This window comes from Ktedonospora formicarum (genome assembly GCF_016587355.1).
Lineage (GTDB): Bacteria > Chloroflexota > Ktedonobacteria > Ktedonobacterales > Ktedonobacteraceae > Ktedonobacter > Ktedonobacter formicarum.
The window spans coordinates 472,629-488,132 of the sequence record NZ_BNJF01000001.1 but is presented as its reverse complement, the minus strand read 5'-3'; the positions used below and the strand labels follow the sequence as shown (position 1 = coordinate 488,132).

General features: G+C 49.0%; 7 protein-coding genes and 2 pseudogenes. 2 read left to right on the top strand and 7 right to left on the bottom strand.

Going from position 1 to position 15,504, the window contains the following annotated elements; genetic code table 11:
* The 3 genes from K3T82_RS02190 to K3T82_RS02180 form a co-directional block, all read right to left on the bottom strand.
* The gene (locus K3T82_RS02190) at window positions 1–1,248 is read right to left on the bottom strand and encodes an ATP-grasp domain-containing protein (protein ID WP_220191860.1); all 1,248 of its coding nucleotides are present in this window, start codon (window positions 1,246–1,248) and stop codon (window positions 1–3) included.
* A gap of 524 nt (window positions 1,249–1,772) precedes the next feature.
* Window positions 1,773–1,904, bottom strand: a complete 132-nt coding sequence (locus K3T82_RS49795) for a transposase (RefSeq protein WP_220191859.1) — start codon at window positions 1,902–1,904, stop codon at window positions 1,773–1,775.
* 70 nt (window positions 1,905–1,974) lie between these two features.
* Complete coding sequence (locus K3T82_RS02180; protein ID WP_220191858.1) at window positions 1,975–5,136, bottom strand: winged helix-turn-helix domain-containing protein; 3,162 nt, start codon at window positions 5,134–5,136, stop codon at window positions 1,975–1,977.
* A 275-nt stretch (window positions 5,137–5,411) separates the two neighbouring features.
* Here K3T82_RS02180 and K3T82_RS02175 point away from each other — a divergent pair, with 275 nt between their 5' ends.
* Window positions 5,412–6,047 carry a TetR/AcrR family transcriptional regulator gene (locus K3T82_RS02175; protein WP_220191857.1) on the top strand — a complete coding sequence of 212 codons (636 nt, stop codon included), beginning with the start codon at window positions 5,412–5,414 and terminating at the stop codon, window positions 6,045–6,047.
* 152 nt (window positions 6,048–6,199) lie between these two features.
* Here K3T82_RS02175 and K3T82_RS02170 read toward each other — a convergent pair whose 3' ends face one another.
* Window positions 6,200–8,137 (bottom strand): glycoside hydrolase family 30 protein, encoded by a 1,938-nt coding sequence (locus tag K3T82_RS02170; protein WP_220191856.1) that lies wholly within the window; start codon window positions 8,135–8,137, stop codon window positions 6,200–6,202.
* 2,083 nt (window positions 8,138–10,220) lie between these two features.
* Here K3T82_RS02170 and K3T82_RS49790 point away from each other — a divergent pair.
* A pseudogene (locus K3T82_RS49790) lies at window positions 10,221–10,729 on the top strand (AAA family ATPase).
* A 419-nt stretch (window positions 10,730–11,148) separates the two neighbouring features.
* Here the strand turns inward: K3T82_RS49790 and K3T82_RS47485 are convergent.
* From K3T82_RS47485 to K3T82_RS02150, 3 genes and pseudogenes are all read right to left on the bottom strand, one after another.
* A pseudogene (locus K3T82_RS47485) lies at window positions 11,149–11,654 on the bottom strand (GNAT family N-acetyltransferase).
* Window positions 11,655–11,782: 128 nt separating this feature from the next.
* Window positions 11,783–12,250, bottom strand: a complete 468-nt coding sequence (locus K3T82_RS02155; protein ID WP_220191854.1) for a TolB family protein — start codon at window positions 12,248–12,250, stop codon at window positions 11,783–11,785.
* Between the two features lie 75 nt (window positions 12,251–12,325).
* The gene (locus K3T82_RS02150; protein WP_220191853.1) at window positions 12,326–15,502 is read right to left on the bottom strand and encodes a lantibiotic dehydratase; all 3,177 of its coding nucleotides are present in this window, start codon (window positions 15,500–15,502) and stop codon (window positions 12,326–12,328) included.
* Between the last annotated feature and the right edge of the window lie 2 nt (window positions 15,503–15,504).

Genomic DNA, 15,504 nt, shown 5'->3' with positions numbered 1-15,504 from the left:
TCAGGCAATGACAGTGACTTTCTGCTCTATATAGTCCCATATCTGCAGCGCCTGTTCCCTACTCTCAGCGAGGTACATCACACACGCAATACGCGAACGAAAGTCCTCCTGCAATGGAATAGGCTCTCCAGGCTTGATAGAAATAGCCGAATGAAAGACCGACGGCAATGCAAGAACTTCATCCCAGCCGCGCAGTTCCCGGTAGGATAAGCCTGCCAGTCGGGGCTCTACTATATACTGAATCACCGCCACCTGACTTTGTGGCTTCTTACGTTCTGGCATCTCATATCCAGTCAGTGCGGCCAGCACCGATTCAGGCATGCAAATACCTGACACCTTCTCTACCAACTCTGGGAGATGATCCCCTGCCAGACGTGCCGCAATCTCAATTAAGGCAGGACCGTCTTTCGTCATCATGATCTCAGAATGGAATGGTCCAGACTTGATGCCAAGTGCCTTCACGACGGAACGTATGTACGTCTCCAGAGACCGATGGAAAGGGAGATCCTGCAGGCGATACGACAGGTGTCCGATCTCCTGGAAGTGAGGCTCCCGACCCAATCGAGCCTCAGTTGCAGAGATAACTTCTATGCCGTCTGATGAGACATAGCCATCGACCGAGTATTCAGTACCGACCAGGAAATCCTCGATGATGACCTCCATACAAGAAGGGAAGTCCTTCCGGTAATTATCTTTATTCAGAGCATCGTGATAAGCACGTATAAGCTCATCACGGTTATGCACCCGACAGACTCCCACCGAGCCAGCCAGATTAACAGGTTTGATCACGCAGGGGAATGCAATCCTCTTGCTAGCTTCTATTACCTCCTCCAACGTAGATGCCACCGCGAAGTTGGGCACATAGACACCGTTTGAGGCCAGCCTTGCCCGTGTGATGGCTTTGTTACGCACCCCTTCCATAACCTCTGGGGTGATACCAGCAAGATCGAGTGTACGTGCGATAAACGCCGTCTCGTCTACGCGAAACTCATCGCCCGCAACTACCCCACTGAGAGGAAGCTTGTGATGAAGGTCCAAAGCATGCCTGAGAAGCCCCTCCATATTCCAGTCCTCGACCATAATCAGATCATCAATAGCACATCGCATCGCCTCAGGTAGGTCATACTCTATCTCATCTACGGTTAAAACAGAGACATGCATGCCTAGCGCGCGTGCTGCTGTCATATACAGCAATCCAGATCCTGTTGGGCCAATAATGAGGATGTGAGTTTTCTGCGATTGAGACACGTCCTACTCCTTTAGTTCCAAAATCGCAAACTATAAATAGCCAATTAGAATACCCAAATAATCAAATATTTACTAGATCGAGGAACGACCTTCGCAACTATAAAAATCGTCGTTACAACATAACGTTATAAATCATTGTTGTTGAACGCCACTATATATAGTGCTCTAATCAGAGAAAAGTACCATTTTTACTGCTCGCTTGTCAAGGACCTCCCCACCCGGCATGACCAGAGGCATGTCATACTCTACGATATCCTTCACGTGGATGCCTGCCCGCGCCTACGGTACTCACAGGAGGAAGGCGGCAAAGGCTACCACAAAAGGAGAATAAGAGGTTCCTAGCGCAGATTCCAGGGCCAGTTGATATATAGAGGAAGGGACTTATAAAAGTGAAGAGGGCCAATTGATGAGCAAATATGCAGCATTGCCGATGCTCAAGGTGTCAAATATAAAGTAATAGAAGAAGGTGGAAGAATGAAAGTATTGCTCAGCTTCTAGAAGCACAAACAGTTTCACATCCTCATCTAGTGTTTAGTCCATGCCAGGCGACGAGCGACTTTGACGGCTCGTCCTGTTCGCCGAATATCCTTGAGTTTGGCCGGCCCGAACGTCTTTTGGGCCCAGCATGCTGGGCCTAGGAGGTCTTGTGGGTTCATCTTTCCATTCTAGCAGTTTGTTAAATGTGTATAAAAGACAGGCCTTCAGGTGTGGGAAGTCGTCACAAAGTCATGAAATCAGATGGAGGTCACGTGCCATTTCACTGGCGGCGCTACGCGTATGGACGCCTAGCTTGCTAAAGATACTTTGCACCTGGGTACGTACGGTATTGACTGAAACGGTCAATTCGTTGGCTATGTATGTATTTGAATGGTGTTGAACGAGAAGCCGTAAAACGCGCATTTCTTGTGGCGAGAGCGGGTCGACCAGAAAAGCAGTTTGCGCTTGCGGGCCATCTTGCTGTTGGGTTGGAAATGCATGTAGTAGGGTGCGAATAAAGGCCTGTAGTGGTTGATCATGTACCTGGGGGAGAATGGAACGCAAGAGGACCGCCATCTGCTCCCCTGCATTGAGGAACAAGCGCATAGCGTTCCTATCAAAAGCCTGCATTAGCACCTGAAGTAATAACTGTTGAGCTTCTGACTTGTGTTTTCTGGAAGCCTCAATCAGAATTCTCTCCACTTGAAGTTCAAGGATGTAACGCGTAAACTCCTTTTCCTGCGCTATAGCCAGCAAGTTCTCAAGTTGGAGAGAGGCTTCTTTCTGTTTCCCCTGAGTCCGTAGCCAGCGGATGACAAGAAGCTCCTCTTCTCTTTCCTGTGAAAGATCATGATGTGACAAGTGATCTGTTGCCCAACGTTGTATGGTAATCTGATCGCCAGTGGAGAGTGCTAACTGTGCCTGCGCGGCTTGGATTGCCCTGGCGTGCTGAGATAAAGACACTGGTATCTTTTCAAGGAGGGCGCTTAGAGTCTGTTGGGCGTTGAGATGCTGATTTTGAGCCTGTTGTACACGATTGAGGAGGAGCGTCGCTCGCGTTTCGTGATGTAATAGATGGTGTGATTGGCTGATAACTATGGCATCCTGTATGTGCTGATACGCGTTTTCCAGTTCATTGCATTCATAGTAGAGCGTTGCTAGGCCAATCAATGCAACGCAGCGCCAATGAGTGAGCATCTGAAATTGCTCATATGCCCATGTTTGTGCGAGCGCCTGACGAAATAAGGTACTCGCTGTTTGAATATCTCCCAGTTCAAAGCATACCTGAGCAAGCATTACCAGAGCAACATGCTTGAAGAAGTGATTGTGAACAGTTTCGCAGAGAGTAGAGGCTTCAAGCAAGGCATTGCGAGCTTGCTTGAACCGACCCATTTGATTCCATTTTTCTCCTATAATACACAGACTGAGCCCTCGCCAGAGGGCTTGTTGTGTTTGCACAAGCCAACTCAGGGCCTGTTCTGCATCTCTGGCTGCAGCTTGCATATCTCCCTTTCTCAGGGCAAGCAATGAGCGCAAGGCAAAAAGCTCGCCTAGCTTTGATAGCTGGCTCTCCTCGCGGAAGCCGTGTTCCGCCGTATTCAAGAGCCTTTCTATTAAGGGAAGCGTCAAGGGGTCAGGCTGCCATGAGGTGCTTTGAAATAGAAGAGTAATAGCATAGCTCAAGCAGAGAACCGGATTTTGCTCTAATGTGGCTTCTGGAAGTTGTTCTAACCAGCGTCGCAAGGTATAGGGTTCATGTATTTCCCCGGGAAAGGTGCGCTCTTCAATGGATCGCGCGATTAAGATTGCTGCACGATTGTACTCCTGAGCAGATAAAGCGACTTCTATCGCTTCTTGCAGGAAACCATGTGTCTCGTACCACTGGGAGGCTCGAAGAGAAAGCCGACGCAAGTAATCTTCTTTGAATTGCCGATGTGCTTCGTTACGCATTGCTTCGGCAAAAAGCGTATGATATCGATACCATTGTGGCGAGGCTTGCAGAAGATCAGGCGTAGCCGCGTCAAGTGGTTCGAGAAATAGATTGATGCGCTCAAGTTGAGCGAGTATTTCCTGACTATTCTGTTGTTCAGTTACTGCGTCACACAAGGATGCCGTCAGATATGTGAGAAGGCTGGTTTGGAGTACAAATTGTTGTACTGGTTCTGGCTGTAGTGCAAGCACTTCGGTGACAAAATACTCTTGTAAAGGCGTATGGCTCCTCGAAATGAGAGCTGTGGCTTGTCTTTCTTCTTCCAGTGAAGTGCTTCTTTGGAGAATGTGCTTGAGGAGGTGGAGCCCTGCTCCCCATCCTTGCAATTGTGCATGGAGGTGCTGAATGGTTGAGGATGAAAGCTCGAAAGGGAGAGTGTGATGAAGAAGAATAGCTGTTTCTTCTTGTGAAAAGCGGAGATCGACTGCGCGTATTTCGTATATCAGACTCTGAGCACGCAGTCGCGCGAGAGAAAAGGGAGGGTCACTACGTGAGATTAAGATCAGGTGTAGCGTGGATGGAAGGTGGGCAAGGAAAAAAGAGAACGAATCCTGAATCTCTCGAGCTGTGATGTGGTGATAATCTTCTAGCACCAAGATGCCCTGCGATGGGCATTGAGCCAGGGCATTGAGTAAAGCTGTCAGCATAATTTCCAGAGATGTGGATACGAAAGGAGGCTGTGGAGTTAATACCTGTAGCGCGGCATATGTTGCTTGTAGATCAACCTGAAACATTTGGCAGGCTGTGACGAGATAGCGCCAGAAACGTAGCGGATCATTGTCAGCAGTCTCCAATGAAACCCAGGCAACTGGTGGAAAGTCGAGATGTGAACGATGTGCTGCCATCCACTGTCGCACCAGGGTTGTCTTTCCAAATCCCGCTGGCGCTGAGAGAAGGGTGAGAGAGCCTGCGCGACCCTCGTCAAGCAGAGTAAATAGATGTGAGCGGTCAAGGAGAAAGCCAGGCAGGCGTGGTGGTGATAATTTGGTAAGGAGGATCTGGGAGATCTCGGTATGAGCAGAGGATTGTCTGGCCTCAGCACCAGATATGTCGGGTGCTGATTGGAGTTGCTCTCTGGGATGTGCTGATAGTAATGTATCTTCCTCAGCTTCATCTCCACTTTCTAGCAGGCGAGTGACCTCCTCTAAACGAGAGAATGTAATATCTGTCGCTTTGCCGAGATAGCGCTTCACAACATGCCCGTGCTGGCGTTGATATGCGTACCAGTAGCTACTCCCGCGTTGTACTTTCTGCTTCCTAACAGTGTAGCGCTCACCCCAACGGCTGTGAAAGGAGAATGAGCTATTTTGTTCCAGCCAATCACTTGTGAGGGTCTGATTACTTTCCTGGTCATCAATGAAGAGTACATAAGTCTGTGCCTCATCAGACCAGCGAAGTTGAGTGTGAGCATATCTGGGCATTGAGAGGTCTTTCTGTGTGTTGAGTAAGAGGCGCATAGAGTCTAGCTAATAGATGTAGCACAAGTATAGCAAAGATGGCTCTATCAGGCAATAAAAAGATGTTCTCCCTCATACGGTTGGATATGAAGGGAGCAAATGATGTCTGACATATTCAACAAGGTTGACGTTGGCGTATGTTAAATCCTGGATTTACTATGCGGGTGGCTTGACAATGATGGGTCGGAATAGTAGAATTTTCGATGAAAGAAGCGTTCATTTATCGAAAAGGGGGAGATATGCCTCGGACGCCGGAGGCGAATCAGCGTATTCGCGAAGCTCAGCGCGCAAGAATTCTAGAAAGTGCTAGGATTGTCTTTGCGCGCAAGGGAATGGAGGCCACAATAGCGGATATCGCCACTGAAGCTCAGATTAGCCTTGGGCTGGCGTACCGCTACTTTGCTGATAAGGAGGCGATCTTCGCTGAATTGATTAAGCAGATGGTCCCAGAAGCTTCTGAAGGGCTCCAGAGTTTGTTGGAGATGCCTGGAACACCTGGGGAGCGGCTTTACGAGCTAATTTCGGGTATCGTGGGAGCTCGCGGAAAGCGTCAAGCGCTTGAAGCTCATCAATTACTCAATCATGCCCTTGACGCGGATGCTATGCCAGAGAAAACACGCGAATTGCTCAGCAGACGCTATCAAAGTCTGCTAGAGACAATGAGACAATTGATTGTCGAGGGTCAGGCGACCGGTGAGATTGTGCGGGGTGATCCAGATCAATTAGTCGCTATAATGAGTGCTTGCCTGGATGGTCTTACTCGCTGGGCATTGAGAGATCCAGAACAGTTTCGTACCTATGTTCCCGATGCTCGAATCATCATGCGCCTTTTCCAGCCTTCAAGGACAGAGATGAGCAATTTTGAAGCGCCTTAAAATAGCTTACCCAATAGTTTTATGTGCCAAGATACCTTAGAGTATGGCTCTCACATTAACACAAGGCCGCCCACACATATCTGGGCGGCCTTGTATCTTAAAGCAGGGAAATCCTCTACTTCCATATCACGTGGAATGAGAGTATATAAGCATCAATTACCTGCCCAGGTGAGAGTGGCTGCTGCGCCAGCGGGCAATGTATACGAGAATGTTTTGTGCTGAATCTGCACCTGGAAGGTAGTGTTCGATGAACTATTGTTGTAGACAACCAGAACATGAGATCCGTCCTGGTTACGAAATGCTACATTTTCGAGTGTACTATTGTTGACCGTTGAAGCGATGCGTGTAGCACCAGGAGCCACAAACTTACTGAAGTGCCCCAGACCATAGTAATCAGAGTTTCTGGTTACAGTGCCGTCTGTGGCGATTGAGACGACGCCACGGCACGTGCCACATGATCCACTTGTATCCAAATGTGGATTCCCATTAGGATCAAGTGCCAGGCCCCAGCGTACCACCGTTTTGGCCCCATGAACGGTCGAGTTAATCCCTAAATCCATGACTGCTTTGAGGGTTGCAGCAAAGGTGGGATTGTTATTGTTTTCCCATTGTCCTCCTGAGCATTCAGTCTCATAGATATCCTTCTGACCGTAGAATTGGTCTTGCGCGCTGGCGTCTCCACCGTAGCAATGGAATGCGATGCCATCAACGTACTTGCCAGCAGGACTCTGAAGGATTGAGCTTGGATATTCTGGTGTGTCCCAATTATGATCAAAGGCTAGGATCTTTGTGCCCACATGGCTGTGTTGGAAGGCATTTGCCAGGTGCATGATGAAATCTGCTTCGTTGCCAATAGCCTGCCCGTTAGTGGTCTGACTAGTTGCGGGTAAGAGCATAGTGGGCATGTAATTGCCATTTTGTGGCTCATTCTGTGGGGTGATGGCGTAGATTGGAATTCCCTCTCGCTGATAGGCTTGAATGAACTTGACGAAGTACTGCGCATAGGCCTGGTAATATTTTGGATTCAGATATCCCTGATTGATACTTGCTACGCCGGAGCCGCCATAGGAGAACTGATTAAGCCCTGATCCCTGGACACTATCATCGACACTGACAACGTCGCTTCCAGAGAGAATGTCAACGCGATCTGGATTAATGCCATTCCAATGTGCGTCACTATTTTGTTCTCCAGTAACACGCACTTTAAGCGTGTGTTGTCCTGCGGGCAAGACTTGGCTCGTGTAAATTAACGTGTTTCCGGCATTGGTTGGTGAGTAGAAATCGACCATTGTTTCAGAGCCACCATCAATGGAGAAAGCTCCAATACCATGATCTGTACCAACGACTCCGTAGAATTTGATTTGTGTTCCATTGAAGGTGATGGAGACGTAATCATTGGGAGTGTTGTCCCAGCTATTGCTCTCATTATAAAAGCCATCATGATTGTTATCACAGCTGGTACAGTGCCCCCAACTATTTCCCGGCAATTTCATCCAGGCAGGCGGTGACCAGGGCGTTGCCATAATCTTAAGCTTAGGGTTGATGCGTAGCGCTTCCTTGAGTAGAGATGTGATGTGATAGCGATCATCCTGGGCGATGGAGAAGTGGCTGAGTGTGATATCTGTCTGTCCGGCTGGCATATCATCGTAAGTATACTCCCCGACCCAGTTTTTACTGGTATCTTGCGGCGGTGCAAGGTCTGAAGAACCCATAGGTTGGCGTAAATAACTTAGCCCAATACCAGTGTGAGGATCAAAAAGAGAGCGCATCACCTTGTCACGTAAAATAGGAGATTGAGTGAGGACCACAGCCGATGATGCCGTCAAAGAGGCGCCAAAACCGGTTATGCGTTGATATTGTTGAGCATCATTTATGCTGATCGTTGGGAGATTTGAATTGGAGTTGCTGGAAAAGGGAATGTCTGCTTGTTGTTTTAGTAAATTGCTCTGATCGGATGTGGTAAGCCAGACTTGTACACCTCTATTTGCAGCGAGAGCCTGTGAAGGAGATATGACTGCGAGAGTGACTAGGCTTAAAAGAAAGAAAATGGCGATGCATTGCGAGGCCTTCTTTAATGTCAACCAGGACATATAATCCTCCTTGAGAAAGAGTCTCGAGTAGTATGCAGGGACTACCCTATCTTCTTATGTATGCTCCACGTCCATGGGAGCAATGAGCAAGCGAAGCACGTCTTTGTGATTACGATCCTCTTCTACACAATACTACGGCAGTTTCATTCGTGGATGAAGCGTTTGATTCAGTTCAATCAAGCCAGTAGCTTTGTATATCTGGTGTGAGTTTTTCTAAGTATTAATTTAAGTATTGCACTTTAACTATTTTACTGATAAAAAAAGGCTTGTCAAGGCAAACTTCTTTGGGGACGCAGGAAGCCAACTCCTTGTCAGTGATGATACTTCGTTTGATAAGCCCAACCTCATTGATAGAGTACTATATAAGGTGGTAGAACCAAGGGTAAAGATGGTGATGCTCCCATATGAGGAGCGTGCACGTAACATCCGTCTCATAGAGAAAGGCTATCTGCGCAGGCAAGCGGAGCGTGAGGCAACACGTTGTCTGCAGTGTGCATGTCTGGCGGTGTGACAGTGTGAATTGCAGCGATATAGTATCGAGCATGGCCTGGCGGACAACCATGATGATGGATCAGTGTGTCCTTATATGCTATGCCTTTGCGCTTGATCACTGCATTTGTTAATAATACTTGTGGGTACGGTGATGATGACTGCATCTACATCTTCTATGTCTTGTAGAGGTTTGCCCGTCTGATCCGCTGTGGAAATAGAGACTTTCTGTTGGGGTGAATAGGTAATTTTTGTCGCAGATACGCTGAGGGAACACGTAAGTTGTCCGTTGTTGCCACCGTATTTCTCAATCAATTGTTTCCCATATAGAGTAACGAGAGCTCTTGTTGTAAGCGTAAACAGTATTCGTCTTCGGATCTAGCGACCACACGACATCGCCCTGGGCATAACCCTGAGGAGCCGAGCCAGAAGTATTGCCTAAGAGTGATGTCAGGAGGCCTACTCCTATATTCGCAACTTGCGAAACGATTGAAGCCCAATCAGTCATAGCGTTTTCCTTTCACATGTGAGGCTGTTTTCAAACGTTATGAGAGAAAAATACATTGTGATCGTTATATACGCTTCTCTCTTCACATCGTAGAGCGGACAACGAAATGATGAAGGCCAATGAATGCCGTTCAAATACAGACAAAGTGGACACTGTGATGCTCTGTAGCACTGGCAAGTGGTAAATACCCCGAAATCCAGGCATTTTTGGCGGGTCTAGGTCACTTCCGGTGGAAAACCTCAACTGAGATTCTGAAATAGAGAGCTATTGCGCCGCAAAGCTATCTGATTGACACGTCATGAGCTTTTTCCAGGGACTCGCCGCTTCCCCTGAGACCGTTCGTTCGGTGGTTGGATTTGCCGCGTAGATTTTGTCGATTTATGTAGATATACGCGTTCGCTTCTTCCCTAAGATTGAATGTGTGTGATTCACACCAAAGGAGTTTTTCTCTCCTTCGAGAAGAAATAAATAAAAGTGAGGATTCGAACGATGGCCCAGAAAGCGTAGAAGCGGTTTTGCCCTTCTTTCCATGCTCAGAAAAAGGAGCGCAATCGTCAGATAAAAGTCCATCGAGGCAAAGGACTGTCTAGCAGTTTTCGATGAGAGGATTGTATCGACGAAGAGGAGGTGCGCAGGAGCCCATAGGTACGCGGGCTCCTGACACTCGATCTTCCTTACTTCACAGTGAGGCTGAAGTCATGGGCCACGAGATCCATGCTCTTCTCACATGAGACAGCGGAGTGGGACCATCCGATCGAAAAGATGCCACCAGGAAGTGTAGACACAACGCGTCACAGAGAAAATCCATTTCATCAGGAGGGTCTCCTTTCTTCTGATGTTTCATCCTGAGGTATCTCAAGGAGACGCCAGGATGGATTTCCAAGATAGTCAACTAAGAGCAGTAAGTGCGACATTGAGCATTTGAATGGTCTCCCACAATGTTGACGACATCCAGGCATAGTCGGGGATCTCTACTGGCCCACGTTCCTCCCGCCGGTTAAATCTCATACTTGAACACTCATATCTACTAGTCGTGATACTGTAGGGGCACTTGCTGTACCATCTTGTTGGTCGTATACTTAAGCCATGGGCATAAGAAATTATCTGATTGAAGGTGTTTCCGGCACCGGCAAAACTTCGGTCTGCACAGAATTGCAGCGGCGCGGCTACCAGGCCATTCATGGTGACCGGGAATTGAGGTATAAAGGTGATCCGAAAACAGATACACCGATGGCTACCTCTGTATCTGATCGCCACCTCTCCCCCTTTGGGATGTAGAGAAAGTCCAAACCCTAGCTGCTCACAAGGATGAGGCTGTCACCTTTTTCTGCGGCGGTTCAAGGAATTTTCCCCAATTCATCCAGTTATTTGACGGCGTGTTTATCCTTGATGTCGACCTTGACACCTGTCTTCGGCGGATTGATGAGCGAGTGGCACTGGACCCAACTGACTGGGGCGGGAGACCAGAGGAACGAGAACTCATTGCGCGCTTGCATCAAACGAAAGAAGCTATACCGAAAGACGGCATCATCATCGACGCCACCGCACCTCTCATGCGCGTCGTTGACGAGATCGTCCGTTACATAACCCTTTAGAGCGGTATTCACAAGGCAAGTGCTGTATAATGCGCCAGGCATTCCTAGCAATGGTCAGGAGACTATTTGTCATATTATACTTAGCGGATGTCGCAAGATAGCACTATTATAAGTTGCAAGGTGATCTGCTCCCCTTATAGTAAGGTCCAGTTTTAGGTTAGTGATAGCAACTGGATATGAGGTGGGGTATTTATGGGTATAAAGCGTTATGGAGCTGAGGAGATATTTCGGAAGTCGAAGCAGGCGGACGTGTTGATATCACAGGGAAAGACGGTTCCTGCGATATGTAAGGAACTGGGCGTATCGGATGCGACGTATTAGAGCCAGGGGCCATTACATGCTGATCAATCTAGAGGGAAGCGAACTACTGATCACTCCTGATTCGCATGAATGGTTTGCGTGGCTGGTCTCCCCCTATGTCACTGAAGCTCGCAGATGTAGGATATGGCTGGCTTGTCGTTGAGCGTCAGTTCACCTACGGCGACGAATCCATTGTGTTCAAGTACCTTGCGCGAGGCTGGATTATCCAGCGTGACCCTCGCGCTCAGCCTGGTGAGCCCGTACTCTGTGGCGGCGAGTTCGCGCATCTGACGCACTATCGCTGTGGCCAGTCCTTGCCCCGCAGCCTTCTGCGCGATCCGGTACCCGAGTTCCGCCGACCCGCCTGCCACTCTGAACAGGTTCACTCGCCCCACCACCTCACCACCCTCGGCTACCAGCAGGTAGAAGTAATCCGTCCCGGCGGACTGCGACGCGAGCAGTTGCGCGTGCCGCGCGTCGAACTCAGCGAAGAACTCGTCCCTCGATCCGGTATTACAGCCGCGAAGTAGGCCCGATTCTCCCGCTCGAATGCAAGCAGGGCAGGCGCGTGGTCGAGGCGGACCAACTGAAGTTCTGGCGCGTCTCGTTCGTTTCGTTCTTCCATGCGTTTCACTCTTTGCTCAATGATGAATTGATAAAACTTGCCCATTGAGGACTACACATACTCTATCACCATGGTGCAATTCTCTGTACATCCCACCAGTATTTGGCTAAATAAGGAAAAGACGACCATTACCAATGCAAAAACGGAAGAGGCGCATTCTCGAGGAGGTCAAGATGATAGACGTCATGGACGCGAGGATCCTCTTTGTTCAGCGCTATCAGTAACTCAGTGGGAAAATGCTTATCATGCCTTGTCACACGTACCTGTACATTCGCAAATGGAGTGAGGTCGCGTGTCTCACGCGTTTCGACATTTGTCAGGTAGAGGCGCCAGTTCTCATCAACACCAGCATCCTGAATGTAGGCGATATGCGTGTTATCGGCCATCCAAAAATAAAAGCGTATACCTCGCTCTTTATCTTCAGTCACAGGCTGATAATCGTCGCCCTTCAGAGAACCAACCCAGGCATTGAGTGCATTCTCAACGGGGGCCAGATAGGCCAGGCGCCTACCATCCGGAGAAATTTGGGGACTAGATTTGACCGGATTCCCAAAGAGGACTTTGCGAGGTATAAGTTGTGTGGCGGCTGTGTTCATGAGAGCATTCTCCTTCCGCTATAGAAACGAATCCCAAAAAAGTAGTGCCATGACATAGAGGGCAAAGCCGAATGTTTACGCACCAGGCAGTGGTGTTTTGTCCAACCCTTCTCGTATTCGCAGCAACAACTCAAGAGCCATACGCTCAGCTTTTGCGTTGATGCCAAGCAAGCGATTACAATGCAGGTGGACATAGCTGCTGTAGAGGTGTGATACCGGTTGTGTGAGTTCTCCACGCGATAGTGCCTCCTCCAACCGATCAGCGACGTGTAAGAGTGGAGTCTGACTCGCCAGATAACTATTGGCCATTGCTTCGTCACCAACAGTCTGAAAATTGTTCTCGGCTGAACTGAGCAGTGCGCGTAATCGATGTTTCTTCTGTCGATAGAGCGCCCCCGAGGCTGATTGGGCTTTGACCTGCTCACGATACCACTGAAGGCGCATTGAGGGAGTCAAGCCTAATTGCGCAAGGAGGATGTCAATGCTAAGCACCGCAAGGTCAACATGATCCATTTGGACTTGCCCTCGATGTTGTAATAGCTCTACCACCATCCGGCTATCGATCCCAAACAACGTCTCCGCGATATTGATACCAGAGAGTCCTCCATATCGCTCAATCTCTCGCTCATAGACATCAAAGGTAAAATGTCGACAAGGGCCATTCACCATAAGGTGGGTAGCCCATTCAGTCAGTTGCGGAAGGAGGGAATGCAGCAACTGCTTAGGGTCTCCACGAAAGCGCAATCGAATATGTGGATCAGGATCGGCGTAGCGAAGAAAAAACCAATCTTGCGCAGCCTGTTGGGTGAGTATTTTTTGCGCAAAAGGATAGACGTGTTGAGTAATCAATGCTTCTTGCAATTGTGGAGCACAATAGAGCTTAATAAAGAGCCACTCGCTCCCCAAAGGACGCACACGAGATTCCACAGGATAGGGAACGTAGGCGGCTGCTCGCCCTGCTGCTTGTGTGGATCTTGCCTGACGCTGCATGAGAGAGACCACAAACTCGGAGAGATAATGCTTGCCTCCCGGCCCCTCAATCCAGGCATGCTCTGGGCCAGGCAGCCCTTCTTGCAAAAGCACACGCTCTTCTCGCTTGATTTTCTGTAGAGCAAGATACAACACCTCTCTATGTTCGCGACGCTCCAAATCCAAAAGCAATCGTTGATCCATCTCTCCAAGATAGACATAGCGAGGAACGCCCCAATTCTGGCACCACCTTTTCAGAGAGTGGTGAAATTGCTCAATCGTTTCACTCTTCAATTCGTCAAGATGAAATGAAGTAGTGATTTGCCACTGAGCCAGGCGAAGCACACATCGCCCTACTTGCACACGTGGAAGAAATGGAAATGATTCGGCGGGGCCCCAACGAAAGTTATTGAGAAGAGGCCCCTGATTTCGGCTTATGTCAACTAAAAATCTGGCAATAGCTGGAGCGTGAAGCTCATTGAGCATATGCCCAATGCTCAGCTGAATATCTTCCTGTTTCTTCACCCAGCGAATATAAAAGCGATGGTTCCGTACCCCAACAACAAGTTCATCGAGGGGAATGACATGCTGGTTGCTTGCATCAACACTGACTCCATAGGGGATCGTATAGGCGTGTGGAGCGGGACTGAGCACCACATTCGCAAGGCGATCCTCTTTCGGCAAGTAAATCAGATCAGCCCAAAGCGCATGTGCTGTATGTGCCGCTTCCCTTTGTGCTGTCTGTTGAAGGAGACTTACAGTCTCTTCACCTAAGAGGTTGGTAAAACGACCCAGTGCGCGGCGCGCCTGATTTGTTCCGACCGTTGGACCGATGATGAGGTGATAGTTTCCCTCGTTGACAGCATCAGCAGAAGATGCAGCCACTATTACATAGATATCTAAAGAGGGCGGCATCGGTATCTCGGCTGACAATGGACCTGTCAAAGGTTCAAGTGTGGTTTCGTCTAACTGGAGAACTGTTTGATGCTCCCGTAAGGCTGTTAGCGCGAGCGTCAGCAGGTGCTGTTCGCGTTGCTGAAGCTGTTGTGATTGTTCATGATGAAACGCTTGCTCGTCTGTATAGAATGCCGGGAGGCCCATACCGACTTGAGGATCAAGCAGCTCAAGCAGTGGAACTTCGCGAAAATCGCCATAGCGCTCCAGGAATGAGAGCCGATAGGAGGCCAGAAGAGATCGGTCCCGAAAAGGGGATAGGCGCAATAAGAGTTCAGCAGTTGCTGCGATTTCCTCGCCCAGCATTTTTGAGAGCTGAGAAGAAGCCAGGGGCTGTTCCATATCCACCTGTAGATACTGTGGCGTCTTCTTTCCTTTCGACGTTGCTGGTACCTTATTTGACTCTGCATGAAGTAGATCATCAAGCCAACAATCGATTTCCTGTGCTTTTTCAAGTAAAACTCTATATTCTCTTATACTCTCTTCTACAGGGAGCCTTTCCCATAGCTCTAATACCGCAAGGTAGTCCTGCAACTTCATCGAAAGAGATGAAAGTAGCGGGATTGCCTTGAGCCGCTGATGTAGATGAGTGACAGGAGAGCTATCCACAAGGGAAGGGCGCAAATCTGTCTGTAAGAAGGTATGCCGCCAGAGGGTGGTCAACAATGCCTCAACTTTCAAGAGGGTTGCACCAGGTGTTGACGTGAGAAGACATTCCACCAAATCGTTGTACCCGATTGATTGACGTGCCAGAGATAATGTGTGCATCGTAGCCCCAGTCGCTTTGACCGAGACATTTTGCTCTTTCTTCGGTTTGCCAGTGGGGAGTTCCTCAAGAAGAAAAACGCGTCCTTTACGCACATATGCGGCAGGATTTGTCTGGAATCGGAGGTAAGGCCAGATAAGAGGAGAAGCCTCGAGCCGCCAGATAAGCTGCATGAGCCATTCCATATCAGGGCGAATAGACAGGTTCGGATCAGCAGCGGCAAAAGCGATTTTGGTTTGCTCACCCCAATGAGCAAGGGCGACCCCGGCGAAGAGGCCATAAGGGGTAGGTCGCGTTGCCATCCTGATATGATAGCGAAGGAGAGCACGCTCACGACGTACCAGATCATTCTGGGTGACCACAGGGCGTTCTAACTCATCGAGCAGATCGAGGCTACCTACCGCCAGAGCTCGGCGAAGAGGAGCCTCAACTGATGGGAGTTGAGGCTCAAGATACGCTTCAATGGGAAGTATTGGAGCGCGAACAAGAATCCCATCCAATGCTTCGTAGACTGGAGAACGCCTCGCCTTGGCCGCGAGGGACGTATGAGAAATGTCGGACAAAT

Coding starts and splice junctions, on each gene's coding strand:
- K3T82_RS49795 (WP_220191859.1), bottom strand. CDS start 1,904: ATGAACCCACAAGACCTCCTAGGCCCAGCATGCTGGGCCCAAAAGACG.
- K3T82_RS02180 (WP_220191858.1), bottom strand. CDS start 5,136: ATGCCCAGATATGCTCACACTCAACTTCGCTGGTCTGATGAGGCACAG.
- K3T82_RS02175 (WP_220191857.1), top strand. CDS start 5,412: ATGCCTCGGACGCCGGAGGCGAATCAGCGTATTCGCGAAGCTCAGCGC.
- K3T82_RS02170 (WP_220191856.1), bottom strand. CDS start 8,137: ATGTCCTGGTTGACATTAAAGAAGGCCTCGCAATGCATCGCCATTTTC.
- K3T82_RS02155 (WP_220191854.1), bottom strand. CDS start 12,250: ATGAACACAGCCGCCACACAACTTATACCTCGCAAAGTCCTCTTTGGG.